The sequence below is a fragment of the Pseudohalioglobus lutimaris genome (assembly GCF_002866825.1).
GTDB classification, from domain to species: Bacteria; Pseudomonadota; Gammaproteobacteria; order Pseudomonadales; family Halieaceae; genus Halioglobus; species Halioglobus lutimaris.
This window is the reverse complement of record NZ_PKUS01000003.1, coordinates 191,213-206,055: the sequence shown is the minus strand read 5'-3', so window position 1 is coordinate 206,055 and position 14,843 is coordinate 191,213. Positions and strand designations below refer to the sequence as shown.

Annotated in this window: 14 protein-coding genes; 12 read left to right on the top strand and 2 right to left on the bottom strand. The window is 57.2% G+C overall.

Going from position 1 to position 14,843, the window contains the following annotated elements:
* Window positions 1-10: 10 nt before the first annotated feature.
* Entirely contained in the window at window positions 11-1,111 is a 1,101-nt protein-coding gene (locus C0039_RS05540; protein WP_075998586.1) for a S1C family serine protease, read from the bottom strand.
* Between the two features lie 115 nt (window positions 1,112-1,226).
* Between C0039_RS05540 and C0039_RS05535 the strand changes: the two genes are divergently transcribed.
* Complete coding sequence (locus tag C0039_RS05535; RefSeq protein ID WP_101517503.1) at window positions 1,227-1,982, top strand: Nif3-like dinuclear metal center hexameric protein; 756 nt, start codon at window positions 1,227-1,229, stop codon at window positions 1,980-1,982.
* Here C0039_RS05535 and C0039_RS05530 read toward each other — a convergent pair whose 3' ends face one another.
* Window positions 1,983-2,453, bottom strand: coding sequence for a Z-ring associated ZapG family protein (locus C0039_RS05530; RefSeq protein ID WP_075998584.1), 471 nt, complete (start codon window positions 2,451-2,453; stop codon window positions 1,983-1,985).
* Between the two features lie 150 nt (window positions 2,454-2,603).
* Here C0039_RS05530 and zapE point away from each other — a divergent pair, with 150 nt between their 5' ends.
* The 11 genes from zapE (at window position 2,604) to C0039_RS05475 (ending at window position 14,838) form a co-directional block, all read left to right on the top strand.
* Window positions 2,604-3,704 (top strand): cell division protein ZapE, encoded by a 1,101-nt coding sequence (zapE, locus tag C0039_RS05525; RefSeq protein ID WP_101517502.1) that lies wholly within the window; start codon window positions 2,604-2,606, stop codon window positions 3,702-3,704.
* A 215-nt stretch (window positions 3,705-3,919) separates the two neighbouring features.
* Window positions 3,920-4,348 (top strand): 50S ribosomal protein L13, encoded by a 429-nt coding sequence (gene rplM, locus C0039_RS05520; RefSeq protein ID WP_075998582.1) that lies wholly within the window; start codon window positions 3,920-3,922, stop codon window positions 4,346-4,348.
* A gap of 12 nt (window positions 4,349-4,360) precedes the next feature.
* Window positions 4,361-4,753 carry a 30S ribosomal protein S9 gene (gene rpsI / locus C0039_RS05515; RefSeq protein WP_075998581.1) on the top strand — a complete coding sequence of 131 codons (393 nt, stop codon included), beginning with the start codon at window positions 4,361-4,363 and terminating at the stop codon, window positions 4,751-4,753.
* 299 nt (window positions 4,754-5,052) lie between these two features.
* Window positions 5,053-5,649 carry a ubiquinol-cytochrome c reductase iron-sulfur subunit gene (gene petA, locus C0039_RS05510; protein WP_101517501.1) on the top strand — a complete coding sequence of 199 codons (597 nt, stop codon included), beginning with the start codon at window positions 5,053-5,055 and terminating at the stop codon, window positions 5,647-5,649.
* Window positions 5,649-7,688, top strand: coding sequence for a ubiquinol-cytochrome c reductase (locus C0039_RS05505; RefSeq protein WP_101517500.1), 2,040 nt, complete (start codon window positions 5,649-5,651; stop codon window positions 7,686-7,688). The genes petA and C0039_RS05505 overlap by 1 nt, the downstream gene beginning before the upstream one ends.
* Before the next feature lie 80 nt (window positions 7,689-7,768).
* On the top strand, window positions 7,769-8,401 hold the full coding sequence (locus tag C0039_RS05500) for a glutathione S-transferase N-terminal domain-containing protein (protein ID WP_075998579.1): 633 nt from the start codon (window positions 7,769-7,771) through the stop codon (window positions 8,399-8,401).
* Between the two features lie 34 nt (window positions 8,402-8,435).
* A complete protein-coding gene (locus tag C0039_RS05495; protein WP_075998578.1) occupies window positions 8,436-8,828 on the top strand; it encodes a ClpXP protease specificity-enhancing factor in 393 nt (130 codons plus the stop codon).
* An 87-nt stretch (window positions 8,829-8,915) separates the two neighbouring features.
* Complete coding sequence (dnaE, locus tag C0039_RS05490) at window positions 8,916-12,398, top strand: DNA polymerase III subunit alpha (RefSeq protein WP_101517499.1); 3,483 nt, start codon at window positions 8,916-8,918, stop codon at window positions 12,396-12,398.
* Window positions 12,399-12,400: 2 nt separating this feature from the next.
* Window positions 12,401-12,883, top strand: coding sequence for an NUDIX hydrolase (locus C0039_RS05485; RefSeq protein ID WP_101517498.1), 483 nt, complete (start codon window positions 12,401-12,403; stop codon window positions 12,881-12,883).
* A 57-nt stretch (window positions 12,884-12,940) separates the two neighbouring features.
* Window positions 12,941-13,237 carry a DUF1244 domain-containing protein gene (locus C0039_RS05480; protein ID WP_075998575.1) on the top strand — a complete coding sequence of 99 codons (297 nt, stop codon included), beginning with the start codon at window positions 12,941-12,943 and terminating at the stop codon, window positions 13,235-13,237.
* A gap of 74 nt (window positions 13,238-13,311) precedes the next feature.
* Complete coding sequence (locus tag C0039_RS05475; protein WP_101517497.1) at window positions 13,312-14,838, top strand: arylsulfatase; 1,527 nt, start codon at window positions 13,312-13,314, stop codon at window positions 14,836-14,838.
* Window positions 14,839-14,843: the final 5 nt, after the last annotated feature.

Below are 14,843 nucleotides of genomic sequence, written 5' to 3'. Positions count from 1 at the left end.
GTAAAGTGCGCTAGCTGGCGGGGCTGGTCTGTCCCTGCACGCCGACCACGGCGCGCAGTTCCAGACTCTGCTGGCCACGCTGTACCGTGACCGCAATTGCGTCACCGGGGCGCAACTGGGCGATCTGGAGCATGGTCTGGCGTCCGTCAATTACCGGCTCGCCATCAATGTGCGTGATAATGTCTCCCGGCATCACCCCCGCTCGCAGCGCCGGACTTCTCTCTGAGATGGCGACAACGACCAGTGCCTGTTGCTGGCCTCCATTAGTAAGGCGAATAGGCTCCACGCTGACGCCCAGCCAACCACGAATCACTTCCCCATACTCGATCAGGTCACGCATGATGTAAGTGGCCAGGTTTATCGGTATAGCGAGGCTTATGCCGATACCTGTAGCTGCAGCGCCGGCCTGGCTGCTGGATGTGTAGATAAGTGTGTTGATGCCCAGCAACTTGCCACGGGTGTCGATGAGCGCACCACCAGAGTTGCCCTGGTGAATAATGGCGTCGGTCTGGATGTAATCTTCGTAAGCGCCCAGCTGCAAGCCGTAGCGCCCTAATGCAGAGACGATGCCCTGGGTGACGGTATGCCCAAAGCCAAGGGGGTTGCCGATCGCCAGTACAACATCACCCACGCTCAATTCATTCGAGTCGGCCAGTTCTATCGGGGTCAGGCCCGGCAGGTTGATTCTGAGCACCGCCAGATCGGTGGCGATGTCAGAGCCCACCACTATCGCGCTGGCCGAACGTCCGTCATGCAACAGCACCTGAATGGCATCGGCACCTGCTATGACATGGTGATTGGTCAGGATATGCCCCGCATCGGTCATGATGACGCCGGAGCCCAGGGAGCGTTCAATGCGTTGTTGCGGCATGCGTTGGGCGAGGGCCAGGCGGTCCTGTAAAAGCGGATTGGCGGTTTTCACCAGCTTGGCGATATAGACATTGACCACGGCGGGTGTGGCCTTGCTTACTGCGGGAGCAAAAGTCTGGGGTGCTTTCGCTTCTGCGCCGTTGCCGTCGCTTCCAGGAAGTACCCAGCGGTCGAGGATCAGCAGGGCGGCGAGCAGTCCGGCAATAGCCGGCCAGGTAATGAACTTGAGGCCTTCTTTCATAGATGTAGGTGAGTCCTGTCCCGGGTTAGAGTAAGGTCTCGCTGTGCTGGTCCGTTGTACTGTTATGCTGGCATTGTATATGAAGCGGAGTTGCCGCGAACAGGAAATAGCGCGTATGAGTATATCCCTTTTCACCCTGCTGGACTGGTTACAGGAGACACTGCAGCCGGAGCGTTTTCACGATTACTGTCCAAATGGTCTGCAGGTAGAGGGACGGTCCCAGGTCCGGCGGCTGGCGACCGGGGTGACGGCCAACCAGGATGTGCTGGACCAGGCCATAGCCTGGGGAGCAGACGCCATCCTGGTGCACCACGGGTACTTCTGGAAGGGAGAGGCGGAGCCAGTGGTGGGGATGAAGCGGAGACGCCTGGCGGCGTTGCTTGCCAACGACGTCAGTTTGATTGCCTACCACTTGCCGCTGGACGCCCACCCCGTGCTGGGCAACAACGCCCGCCTGGGCCAGCTGATGGGTGTTAGCGATTCCCGGCCCCTGCAGCCTCAGGAGCCGGCTTCAGTTGGCACTGTGGGTACGCTGTCGACTACTGCGGGAGAGCTGAGAGACTTGCTGCAGTCGCTGACGGCAAGGCGGCCGCTGCTGATCGGGGAGCCGGAGCGCAGGGTGAAGCGGGTGGCCTGGTGCACGGGCGCTGCGCAGTCCTATATCGGTGCTGCGGTGACGGCTGGCGCCGATGTCTTCGTCACCGGGGAGGTTTCGGAACCGACGGTGCATACTGCCAGGGAGGAGGGCATTGCGTTTATTGCAGCGGGGCACCATGCCACAGAGCGGTATGGGGTGCAGGCAGTCGGGGAGGCGCTGGCTGGGCAGTTTCCGCTGGAGCATTGCTTTTTTGACAGCGACAACCCGGTCTGATCAGGCTTTGGCGGCCTCTTCCCTGAGCGTATCGACGGCCTTCTTGTCTATCCCGAACTCCTCGTTAAGCATGCCCTTTTCATCGGGTGAGGTTTTCGGCGCATAATCCAGTGGCGGCTGAATATTGGCGAGGTTATCGGGGATCTCCGCCGGATCGCGCCGGGTCGGATCCTCGCCGATGGCCACGGGGCCGTTGCCCTGGCAGAGGTTTTCCGCGCCGCGGGCGAGGTGATTGTGGACGTCGCGATAGCTGTCAGTGAGCGTGTTCAGCAGGCGCGCTGTGTCTGAAAAGTGCTCTACGACTTCGTCTTCATAGGCTTTTTTGTCCTGCAGCACCTGGTCGAGCTTGCGCTCCACTTCACGGTGCTTTTGACCGGCAGGCGAGCTCCGCTGGCCCAGCAGCAGTCCCAGGCCCAGGCCGATTATAAGTCCGGCCGCAGCGCCGACGATAACGATGGTCAAGCTGTACACGAAGTCTTCCTCTTGGCAGTTCTGGCGTCGCCGCGCAGTATAGCGCGTCTTGCGCAGTGTCCATAGGTTTTGAGCACAATACCTTGGTGGCGTTGCCTTAGCGCTGGGCTGCCGGTACAGTGTGCCGCCCGAAATCCGTTTAATAGTTCCATGACTACACCCTGGCAGCGTTATCAGGCAGATTTGCGACGGGAAGGCTTTTCGCATGACCCCGCACAGGAAGCGGCTGTGCGCCTGTTGGATGACCTGCACCAGCGCCTGCTGGCGCGCCAGGATGCGGGTGAAACAGGCCTGTCCGCACTACTGGGCAAGTTGCGCAAGCAAGACCCCATACCCGAGACAGGGCTCTACCTGTGGGGTGGCGTAGGGCGAGGCAAGACTTATCTGATGGACACGTTTTTTGACTGTCTGCCGTTTGAGCGCAAGCTGCGTGTGCATTTCCATCGTTTCATGCAGCGAGTCCATGGCGAACTCACCGAGCTTGAGGGCGTCAAGAACCCGCTGGAAACCGTTGCTGACCGTCTTGCCGAAGAGGCTATTGTGGTCTGCTTTGACGAATTCTTCGTCACTGATATCGGTGATGCCATGATTCTCGGTGGGTTGATGGAGGCTCTGTTTGCCCGCGGCGTAACGCTGGTAGCCACTTCCAACATCGTTCCCGACAAACTCTATGAGAATGGCCTGCAGCGCCAGCGCTTTTTACCCGCGATTGAGTTGGTCAAAAAGTATACAGATGTGGTCAATGTGGATGCCGGAGTCGACTATCGGCTGCGTACACTGCAGCAGGCCGAGTTATACCATTACCCGCTGGATAAGGCCGCCGATACCAGCTTGCGCGCCAGTTTCGATGCGCTGGCGGTAGAGCCGGGCAAACACTGGGAGCGTATCCAGATCAATGGGCGTTATCTGACAGTACGCTGCCTGGCGGAGGACGTGGCCTGGTTTGACTTTGACGAGCTCTGCGACGGGCCCCGGTCGCAGAATGACTACATCGAACTGGCACGAATTTTTCACGCAGTGCTGCTTTCTGGCGTGCCTGAATTCAATCCTGACCTGAATGACCAGGCGCGACGATTTATTAACCTGGTGGACGAGTTCTATGACCGCAATGTAAAGCTGGTGATGGCCGCGCAGAAGCCGCTGCTTGAGCTCTATGCCGGCGGTAGTCTGGAGTTCGAGTTTCAGCGCACCCAGTCCCGGCTGCAGGAGATGCAATCTCATGAATATCTGGCGCGTGAGCATCGCCCCTAGGAAAGTGTCGGGCGGCTGTGTGCGGGTGCGGTTTCATGGGCAAAAAAGGTATCCTGCGCAGCAGATTGACAATGCGTGAATAATACCTATCCAGTGGCACCGGGCCCCCGGCGGTAAGTAACGAAATTTATTCGTTTTCCGCCTTGAAAAGGGGTGGTGTACGCAGTAGTATTCGCGCTCTCGAAATTGGAGCCCTCCAAGAGGCTATTATTCTCATGAAAACTTACAGTGCCAAAGCAGAAGACGTGTCCCGCGACTGGTTCGTGGTTGACGCTTCTGACAAGACCCTGGGGCGCCTGGCCAGTGAAATTGCGCTGCGCCTGCGCGGCAAGCACAAAGCCGAGTACACACCTCACGTGGACACGGGTGACTACATTGTAGTGATCAATGCCGAGAAAGTGCGTGTGACCGGAGCCAAGGCTACCGACAAGATTTATCACAGCCACACCGGATATCCCGGCGGCCTGAAGTCAATCTCCTTCGAGAAGTTGATCGACAAGGCGCCTGAACGGGTTCTTCAGGGTGCTGTGAAGGGCATGTTGCCGCGTAACCCGCTGGGCCGCGCCATGTTCAAGAAGCTGAAAGTGTATGCGGGTACTGAACATCCGCACGCGGCACAGCAGCCCCAAGTACTGAATATCTAACGGATAGTATCTATGTCAGCTACCCAATATTACGGAACCGGCCGTCGCAAGACGTCTACCGCTCGCGTTTTCCTGCAAAACGGCCAGGGCACTATCACCATCAACAAGCGCCCCATCGACCAGTATTTTGGTCGTGAAGTCGCTCGTATGATTGTTCGTCAGCCTCTGGAACTCGTTGAATTGAATGATAAATTCGATGTTAACGTAACGGTAGCAGGCGGTGGCAGCTTCGGCCAGGCCGGTGCGATTCGCCACGGCATTACGCGCGCGCTCATGGAGTATGACGAGTCACTGCGTGGTGCCCTGCGCGGCGCTGGCTACGTTACCCGTGACGCCCGTGAGGTAGAGCGGAAGAAGGTCGGTCTGCGCAAGGCGCGTAAGCGTCCTCAGTTCTCCAAGCGTTAAGCAGACTGTGGCCCCGCCTGTTGGGGCAGCCGAATATCGAATCAAGCGTCTGCCCATCACTGTGGGCGGACGTTTTTTTTGCTTGTCTGGTTGGCATGGCTCTGCCCCAAATATGGGCCGGTGCCGGTCAGTGATACAGAGTTGATTCAACGCAAATTCTCAAGCAAAACGCTTTTAAAACAAGGCGTTTACCTTGTCACGAGAGTGTAAAATCACTAGAATTTGCCCCATTTTGTTGGAGGCGGATTCCGGGGCGATATCCCTCGCGTCCACCCGCCTCAGTCCTAGGGGAGAAAAGCATGAGTAGCGATGGCGTAAATTCCGGCAGGCGAAAGTTCCTGACTGCTGCCACCAGTGTGGTGGGCGTGGCCGGCGTGGTTGGCGTGGCGGTGCCCTTCCTGGGTTCCTGGAACCCATCGGCCAAGGCCAAGGCGGCGGGCGCACCCGTCAAGGCGGATGTCAGTAAGCTCGAACCCGGGCAGATGGTGGTCGTGGAGTGGCGTGGTCAGCCCGTGTATGTGATGCACCGCACCGAGGCCCAGCTGGAGGATCTGCCTAAACTGGACGGCAGCCTCAAGGACCCTGAGTCAGCTATTTCTGAACAACCCGATTACATTACCGGGATTGCACGCTCCCTGCGCCCGGAGCTACTCGTGGTCGTGGGTTTGTGCACACACCTGGGCTGCGCACCGAAGTTCCGTCCAGAAGTCGGCGCTGCCGACCTCGGCGGCGATGCATGGCTGGGCGGCTTCTTCTGCCCCTGCCACGGTTCTAAATTTGATCTATCCGGTCGCGTCTATTCCGGCGTACCGGCTTCTACCAACCTGGTGGTCCCCCCTTATTCTTTTGAGGGTGACAATGTCCTGGTTATCGGCGTGGATGCGGAGGCTGCTTGATGAACAATATGCTTATTGGTTTGCGCGACTGGGTTGATGATCGTCTGCCTATTATGCGTGCCTGGAACACCCACATGGGCCAGTACTACGCGCCCAAGAACTTCAACTTCTGGTACTTCTTCGGTGTGTTGTCACTGTTGGTACTGGTCAACCAGTTGCTCACCGGCATCTGGCTGACGATGAATTACACACCGAGTGCAGAGGAAGCCTTTGCGTCCGTCGAATACATCATGCGTGACGTGGATTACGGTTGGTTGCTGCGCTATATGCACTCTACCGGGGCGTCGGCGTTCTTCGTTGTAGTCTATCTGCACATGTTCCGTGCCATGCTCTACGGCTCCTACAAAAAGCCTCGAGAGCTCATCTGGATCTTCGGTATGTTGATCTTTGTGGTACTGATGGCTGAGGCGTTCGTGGGCTACGTGCTGCCCTGGGGGCAGATGTCCTACTGGGGTGCACAGGTGATTATCTCGCTGTTTGGTGCGATCCCTGTCGTCGGAGAAGATATTGTTACCTGGATTCGTGGCGATTACCTGATTTCCGGGATAACCCTGAACCGTTTCTTTGCACTACACGTGGTGGCGCTGCCAATTGTCCTGCTGGCACTGGTCGTACTGCACCTGCTGGCACTGCATGAGGTCGGCTCCAACAACCCTGATGGCGTGGAAATCAAGAAGCACAAGGGTCCCGATGGCGTGCCCCTGGATGGTATTGCCTTCCATCCTTATTACACAGTGCACGACCTGCAGGCAATTGCGGTATTCCTGTTCGTCTTTTGTGGCGTGATCTTCTTCCTTCCAGAAATGGGTGGGTACTTCTTGGAGTACGCCAACTTTGAAGAGGCGAACCCGTTGAAGACCCCCGAGCATATTGCACCGGTTTGGTACTTCACTCCTTTCTATTCGGTTCTGCGAGCCGTGCCGGACAAGTTCTGGGGCTTTATCGCCTTTGCCGCTTCTGTGGCCATCCCGTTCCTGCTGCCATGGCTGGACCGCAGCCCGGTCAACTCCTGGCGCTACCGTGGCAACATCACCAAGATCATGCTGGTGCTGTTCGTGGCCAGCTTCCTGATCCTGGGTGTATTGGGTGTGAAAGCGCCTACGCCAGAGCGCACCTTCCTGGCGCAGATCTGCTCGGTGTTCTACTTTGCTTTCTTCCTGTTCATGCCCGTATGGTCCGCCCTGGACAAGACCAAGCCTGTACCCGAGCGGGTCACCACCGACGGTGGTATCGGCTTCTGGGGCAGCATGGGTGGTCTTGCCCTGATCCTGGCGCTGACTATCCTGCCGTTAAAGGCGGTAGGCGCAGAGTCAGCCCATGCCTGTGGCGCGATTGATTGCGATGAGTTTGTCGCCGACCCGGCCAACAAGGCTTCTCTGCAGAATGGCGCCAAGCTATACATGAATTACTGCATGGGTTGTCACTCGCTGCAGTATTCTCGCTACAATCGAGTGGCGGCTGACCTTGGCATTCCGGATGACCTGATGGAAGCGAACCTGATTTTTGATCCCAACGTGAAAATCGGGTCGTTGATGGAGAATGCCATGGACGACCGCACCGCGAAGGTCTGGTTCGGGGCGGCTCCTCCCGACCTCACCCTGGTCTCCCGTGCTCGCCAGCCCGACTGGCTATATACCTACCTGCGCACTTTTTACAAGGACGACAGTCGTCCCTATGGCGTGAACAACCGTGTGTTCAAGGACGTGGGTATGCCTCATGTCATGCTGGAATTACAGGGCATGCAGGAGTGCGCTATGGGGCCGGTGAAGGCCGGCAATGGCGGTGTAAAGCGTGACCCGCTCACCGGGGAAGATATCCTGGATGACCCCTGTGGTCAGTTCAGTGTCACCGAAGAAGGCAGCATGAGCCCCGAGGAGTTCGATTCCGCGATGTACGACCTGGTTAACTTCCTGGCGTATACTGCAGAGCCGATGGCGGCCGAGCGGCAGCGCACCGGTATTTTTGTCTTGCTCTTCATCGTATTGTTCTTCGTCTTTGCCTGGTTGCTCAATCGTGAGTACTGGAAAGACGTACACTGATCTGCGTTAATCAAATGTGGCAGCGTGGCATATGTCACGCTGCATTTTTTATTTTAAAAAGAACCAACTGAGGAATCCCCATGGGTGTTGTGGCAAAGCGGTCTTCAATGACTTTCTTCTCTGATCCCACCAGTCACTACAGTCACCGCGTGCGCATTGTTCTGGCCGAAAAAGGTGTCACCGTAGACATGATTGAGACAGACTCCGCACATCCCCCCGCGGAACTGTCAGAGCTCAATCCCTATAACAGTCTTCCGACGCTGGTGGATCGCGACCTGGTTCTCTATGAGTCCAAGGTCATGATGGAGTACCTCGACGAGCGCTTCCCGCATCCTCCGCTATTGCCGGTTTACCCGGTGGCGCGCGCAGAAAGCCGCTTGCTGATTCATCGCATCGAAAAGGACTGGTGTGCGCTGGTGGACTCCATCCTGACCACGCGCAGTGATAACGTGATGAAGAAAGCAACCAAGGAACTCAAAGACAGTATTACCGGTATTGCCCCTATTTTCGCCGAAAAGCCTTACTTTATGAGCGAGGAGTTCACCCTGGTGGATTGTTGTATCGCGCCTATTCTCTGGCGGTTGCCCTCACTCGGCGTAGACATTCGCTCTTCCAAGCAAACCAAGCCCCTGCTCACTTACATGGACGAACTGTTTGCACGGGAGTCATTTCAGGAAAGCTTGTCCGAGCAGGAGCGGGAGTTGCGTTCCTGAGCGAACGCATCCCGGTAGTTTTTTACGGATGTCTATGACCCCGAGTCGTCCCTATATCATGCGAGCACTCTATGAGTGGATCGTGGATAACGGCTGTACGCCCTATATCCTGGTTGATGCCACGCTGGAGCATGTATCCGTCCCGGAGCAGTACGTCAAAGACGGTCAGATCGTCCTCAATATCTCACCCACAGCGGTGATGGATCTCAATATCGCCAATGAATCAGTGGCATTCAATGGCCGTTTCGGGGGCGTGGCCACTGATATCTTTGTCCCGGTGAAGGCGGTCATCGGTATCTATGCCCGGGAAAATGGGCAGGGCATGGTGTTCGAACCGGAAGATGAGCCTGAGTCCACTCCACCCGATGATACCCCGCCGGAGCCATCCAAACCGGAAGGTCGCCCCTCCCTCAAGATCGTTAAATAGTCAGCGCCTCGCCCCGGGGCCAGGGACGTCCAGGAAAATTTTCCTATGGTTGCTGCCCGCGCGTGAGAAGCGGAGTACACTCTGCGAATGACCGATTTTGTACACCTTCGCCTGCACTCTGAGTATTCCATCGTCGACGGACTGGTCCGTCTAAAGCCGCTGATGAGCCGTGTTGCGGAACTCGGCATGCCCGCCGTTGCCGTAACCGATGTCAGTAACTTCTATGGGTTGATAAAAGCCTACAAGAGCGCGTTCAGCGCTGGCGTTCAGCCGATTTTCGGCACGGACCTGCGGGTCATGGAGTCGGATGACCCGGAAAAGTCCTATCCCATGTGCCTGCTGGCCATGAACCAGGCGGGGTATCACAACCTTACCCTGCTGATCAGTCGATCCTGGGCCGATGGACAATATCTGGGGATACCACATGTCCACAAAACCTGGCTGGAAGAGTGCTCGGAAGGGGTGATCGCCCTGTCTGCAGGGGCGCAGGGAGATGTCGGCCAGGCCCTGGTCGGCGGTAAGCTGGAACTGGCCCGGGAGCGGGCGAGCTACTGGATGAAAGTCTACCCGCAGCGCTATTACCTGGAACTGCATCGCACTGGCAGGGAAGGGGATGAGACCCACCTGCATGGTGCTGTGCAACTGGCAGCGCAATTGCAGTGCCCGGTGGTGGCAACCAACGACGTTCGTTTTCTTGATGCATCCGAGTTCGAAGCCCATGAGGCGAGGGTTTGCATAGGCGAGGGCCGTACGCTGGATGATCCTCGTCGTGCACGGACTTATACCGAGCAACAATATCTGCGTACGCCCCAGGAGATGGCTGAGCTGTTTGCCGATATCCCTGAGGCACTGGCCAATTCAGTGCAGATCGCCCGCCGCTGTAGCGTTATTCTCGAACTGGGCAAGCCCTACCTGCCGGACTACCCGGTGCCGGAAGGCATGACCATGGACGAGTATTTTCGCCAACTCTCCCACCAGGGACTGGATATGCGCCTGCAGGCGTTATTCGACAGCACTGCCCCAGACTTTCCCGCGAAGCAGACGGAATATCGAGAGCGCCTGGACTTTGAGTTGGAAACGATTATCCAGATGGGCTTCCCGGGCTATTTCCTCATCGTTATGGATTTTATTCGCTGGGCCAAGCAGCATGACATCCCGGTGGGCCCTGGACGGGGCTCCGGCGCCGGTTCGCTGGTTGCCTATGCCCTGGAAATTACTGACCTGGATCCTATTGAGTATGACCTCCTGTTCGAGCGTTTTCTCAATCCCGAGCGGGTCTCAATGCCTGACTTCGACGTCGACTTCTGTATGGAGAAGCGCGATCAGGTTATCGACTATGTAGCCGATACCTACGGCCGTGAGGCGGTTTCACAGATTATCACTTTCGGTACCATGGCGGCCAAGGCCGTGGTGCGTGATGTAGCCCGGGTGCAGGGCAAATCCTATGGTCTTGCCGACAAGCTCTCCAAGCTGATTCCTTTTGAAGTTGGCATGACCCTGGAAAAGGCATTGGAGCAGGAAGAAGCCTTGCGCGAGTTTCTTGCAGAAGACCCCCAGGCCCAGGAGATCTGGGACATGGCGGTGCAGCTTGAGGGTATTACCCGTGGTGTGGGTAAGCACGCGGGTGGTGTGGTGATAGCGCCTTCGAAGCTCACTGACTTTTCGCCGCTGTACTGTGACGAAACCGGTTCCGGCCTGGTGACCCAGTACGACAAGGGTGATGTGGAAGACGCCGGGCTGGTCAAGTTTGATTTCCTGGGCCTGCGTACACTGACCATCATCGACTGGGCAGTGAAGATGATCAACGCGGCGCGCAGCAGCCGCGGCGAAGCCGCGCTGGATATCATGCAGATTCCCCTGGATGACCCCGCATCTTTCAACCTGTTGAAGTCGGCGAAAACAACTGCCGTCTTTCAGCTGGAATCCAGCGGGATGAAGGACCTCATTGAGCGCTTGCAGCCTGATTGCTTCGAAGACATCGTCGCGCTGGTGGCATTGTTCCGCCCCGGTCCGCTGCAATCGGGCATGGTGGACAACTTCATCAACCGAAAGCATGGCCGCGAGGAGCTGTCCTACCCTGACATCAAGTGGCAGCATGAGTCACTCAAGCCTATCCTGGAACCGACCTACGGCATCATCCTCTACCAGGAACAGGTGATGCAGATCGCCCAGGAGCTGGCTGGTTATACGCTGGGCGGCGCCGACATGTTGCGTCGCGCCATGGGTAAAAAGAAGCCTGAGGAGATGGCCAAGCAGCGTGCTGTTTTCGAGGACGGCGCCAGGTCCAAGGGCGTCGATGGCGAGCTGGCGATCAAGATATTCGACCTGGTGGAGAAGTTCGCGGGCTACGGTTTTAACAAATCGCACTCTGCAGCTTATGCGCTTGTCTCTTACCAGACCTGCTGGTTGAAGACGCATTATCCTGCTCAGTTTATGGCTGCGGTGATGAGTTCGGAACTGGATAACACCGACAAGATCGTGGTGTTCGTGGATGAGTGCAAGCGCATGAAGCTGTCACTCAAGCTACCCGACGTGAATGAAGGGCAGTACATGTTCACGGTGAATGCCAGCAATGAAATCATCTACGGGCTGGGCGCAATCAAGGGTCTGGGTGAGGGCCCCATCGAAATTATCCTTAAGACCCGTGAGGAAGAAGGCCCCTTTGTCGACTTGTTCGATTTCTGTGCGCGCACCGATCCACGGAAGGTTAACCGCAAGGCTATCGAGGCGCTTATCCGTTCCGGGGCCCTGGACTCCTTAGGTGAAGACCGCTGGGTGCTGATGGCCAGCATGGAGGACGCGCTGAAGGCCGCGGAGCAGAGCGCCAGTAATCGCGATGCGGGAATCGAAGACCTGTTTGGAGAGGTGGTACCCAGCCAGGGGAATGGTGTCGATGACGTCTATGCTGACTTCCGGCGTGTGCGCCCCTGGACTGACAAAGAGCGGCTGGGTGGCGAGCGCGACACACTGGGCCTGTATATCACCGGCCACCCCATCGATGAGTATAAGACGGAGATTGGCCGTTTTGCGCCCAATCGCATTGTTGACGTGCGCGCAGACAAGAAGGGTAACCAGGTGGTTGCCGGGCTGATCATGTCCACGCGCACGATGAATACACAGCGAGGCACCATGGCGGTGTTAACGCTTGACGACAGTAGCGCACAGATAGAGGTGACGCTGTTTTCCGAGGTGTACGGCCAATACCGTGAATTGCTGGTGAAGGACACCATCGTTATTGTAGAGGGGCGGGTCCAGCAGGATGACCGCAGTGGCAAACCCGTGGTGCGTGCCAGCAGCGTGCGCAGCATCGACGAGGCGCGCCAGAGCTACGCCTCCAGACTGACTCTGCAGGTCAGCGGTGACAATGTAGATGAGCGGTTCGCTGAGCAACTTGAGCGCATCCTCATCGATGCGGGTGGAGGCCGCTGTCCCGTTTCCATGGTCTACCTGCAGCCCAACAATCGTGCGCGGATCGACTTTGGCGAACGCTGGCGGGTAGTGCCCAGTGACGAGTTGTTGCAGGCATTGCGCGATGAGTTGGGCCCCGAGCGGGTTGCCCTGGAATACTGATTGTGGCCCTGCGACCGCTGCTTTTAATTATTTTTCTGCTCAGTGCCTGCGCTTCGGCGGCGACACCGCCATGCCCCTATCAGGGTGAGCCGGACTATGCAGCCTCTGCCGGGTGTCTCGCCGTTGTGCATGGCAAGATGCTGGTTGTCGGCTCGCGAACCGGCGGCGTCACCCCGCCAGGAGGCAAGGCCAGGGACGGTGAGTCAGCGCAATGTGCGGCGCATAGGGAAACCTATGAGGAAACTGGCCTGGACCTCATTCCGCGGGAGCTGGTCGCAGTATTTGATACCGGGTTCCATCTTTACTTCTGTGAGATCCATGCGCAGTCTGGAAGCATCGAAGCCGATGTGCTGGAAGTAAAGCGCGGTTATTGGTTGGATTTTACTGATTTCGACAAGGTGCGTTGGCGCTACCCGGGGCAGGGTGAGCGCTTGTACCAGCTGCTGCAGCCGCAAGACCAAACAGATGATATCGGGGCAGAATGACCCGGGTCTTAAGCCCCACCTCTTCTTCGCAGAACCTCAAACCAGGGAGTTGTAACCATGGCAGAAAATGACAACATAGAAGCGGCCGTATTGCGCAGGCTGCTGGCACACCTCGATAGCCGAAAGGACGTGCAGAATATTGAGCTGATGAACCTGGCAGGCTTCTGCCGCAACTGCTTGTCCAAGTGGTATATGGCGGCGGCGGCGGAGCAGGGCGTTGAGGTCGACTACGATCAGGCACGCGAGCGCATTTACGGTATGCCCTATGCGGATTGGAAGGCGCAATACCAGAAAGAGGCGACCGCTGAGCAACTGGCGGCTTTTGAGCAGAGCAAGCCTGCGGACGACGCCTGAATGCGTAGCGCTGGCGGGCGATCATTTTGCTAATCTAACGGTATCGCTAATAATTCAATAACGAGGATCTTGATATGAAATTAAAAGCACTGCTGGCCGCAGCAGGCCTGGCTGTTTCCTGCGGCGTAGCGCCATTCGCTGCCGCGGCGGACAAACCCAATATTCTGGTAATTTGGGGTGATGATATTGGCATTACCAATATCAGCGCCTACAGCGACGGCATTATGGGTTACCGCACGCCCAATATAGATCGTATCGCTAACGAGGGTATGCGCTTTACCGATTATTATGGTGATCAGAGCTGTACCGCTGGCCGCTCCAGCTTCATCACCGGTCAGTCTCCCCTGCGTACGGGCCTCTCCAAAGTGGGGCTTCCCGGCGCCGAAATGGGTATCCAGGACCGGGATATCACCATCGCCGAAGTGCTGAAGACACAGGGATACGCTACCGGGCAGTTTGGCAAGAACCACCTTGGCGACAAAGACAAACACCTGCCGACCAATCACGGTTTTGATGAGTTTTTCGGCAACCTCTATCACCTCAATGCGGAAGAGGAACCGGAGGACGTCGACTACCCCCAGGACCCGCGTTTCCGCAAGATGTTCGGGCCCCGGGGCGTCATTCGCTCCTACGCTGACGGACGTGTAGAGGATACCGGCCCGCTCACGCGCAAGCGCATGGAAACGGCTGATGAGGAATTCGTCACCGCGGCGATGAAGTTTGTCGACAAGTCCGTGAAAAGTAATAAGCCGTTTTTCGTCTGGGTCAATACTACGGGGATGCACTTCCGCACTCATCCGGCGGCGAAGCACCTGGGCAAGTCAGGGCAGGATTTCTACAATGATGTCATGGTCGCTCACGATGAACTGGTTGGCATGTTGCTGGACCAGTTGGACGACTTGAAGGTTGCCGACAACACCATCGTTTTTTATTCCACCGATAACGGCGTGCACTTCAACACCTGGCCAGACGCGGGTATTACGCCTTTTCGTAGCGAGAAAAACTCCAACTGGGAGGGGGCCTACCGGGTTCCTGCCGTCGTTCGCTGGCCGGGTAAGATCGCCCCGGGGCAGGTTTCCAATGAAATCATGTCACACCTGGACTGGATGCCCACGTTGGTTGCAGCCGCCGGTGATGCAAACCTGAAGCAGGACCTGCTCAAGGGTAAACGTGTTGGCAGTAAGAGCTCAAAACTGCACCTGGATGGCTACAACTTTGTGCCGTACCTGACCGGACAGGCAGACAAGGGCCCTCGTCGCGAATTTATCTATCACAACGACGGGGCTATGCCCGTTTGCGTTCGCATCGGGGACTGGAAGGTCGTGTACGCGGAGAATCGTGCGCAGACCATGGCGCTGTGGGCAGAGCCGTTTGTGACCCTGCGTCTGCCGAAGATCTTCAACTTGCGTCGCGATCCGTTTGAGCGTGCTGATCACAACTCCAACAGCTATTGGGACTGGATGATCGACAAAGCGGCATGGGTCTACATGGGCACCGCGTCTACAACCATGTACCTGCAGACATTCGAAACATATCCACCGAGCCAGAGCCCGGACTCCTGGTCCATAGACAAGCTCACCGAGAAATACCTGAAGCAGTAGCGTGC

Excerpts from the sequence above, each read along its gene's own strand:
- C0039_RS05535 (WP_101517503.1), top strand. The coding sequence starts at position 1,227 with ATGAGTATATCCCTTTTCACCCTGCTGGACTGGTTACAGGAGACACTG.
- petA (WP_101517501.1), top strand. The coding sequence starts at position 5,053 with ATGAGTAGCGATGGCGTAAATTCCGGCAGGCGAAAGTTCCTGACTGCT.
- C0039_RS05475 (WP_101517497.1), top strand. The coding sequence starts at position 13,312 with ATGAAATTAAAAGCACTGCTGGCCGCAGCAGGCCTGGCTGTTTCCTGC.
- zapE (WP_101517502.1), top strand. The coding sequence starts at position 2,604 with ATGACTACACCCTGGCAGCGTTATCAGGCAGATTTGCGACGGGAAGGC.
- C0039_RS05480 (WP_075998575.1), top strand. The coding sequence starts at position 12,941 with ATGGCAGAAAATGACAACATAGAAGCGGCCGTATTGCGCAGGCTGCTG.
- rpsI (WP_075998581.1), top strand. The coding sequence starts at position 4,361 with ATGTCAGCTACCCAATATTACGGAACCGGCCGTCGCAAGACGTCTACC.
- C0039_RS05500 (WP_075998579.1), top strand. The coding sequence starts at position 7,769 with ATGGGTGTTGTGGCAAAGCGGTCTTCAATGACTTTCTTCTCTGATCCC.
- rplM (WP_075998582.1), top strand. The coding sequence starts at position 3,920 with ATGAAAACTTACAGTGCCAAAGCAGAAGACGTGTCCCGCGACTGGTTC.
- C0039_RS05540 (WP_075998586.1), bottom strand. The coding sequence starts at position 1,111 with ATGAAAGAAGGCCTCAAGTTCATTACCTGGCCGGCTATTGCCGGACTG.
- C0039_RS05505 (WP_101517500.1), top strand. The coding sequence starts at position 5,649 with ATGAACAATATGCTTATTGGTTTGCGCGACTGGGTTGATGATCGTCTG.
- C0039_RS05495 (WP_075998578.1), top strand. The coding sequence starts at position 8,436 with ATGACCCCGAGTCGTCCCTATATCATGCGAGCACTCTATGAGTGGATC.
- dnaE (WP_101517499.1), top strand. The coding sequence starts at position 8,916 with ATGACCGATTTTGTACACCTTCGCCTGCACTCTGAGTATTCCATCGTC.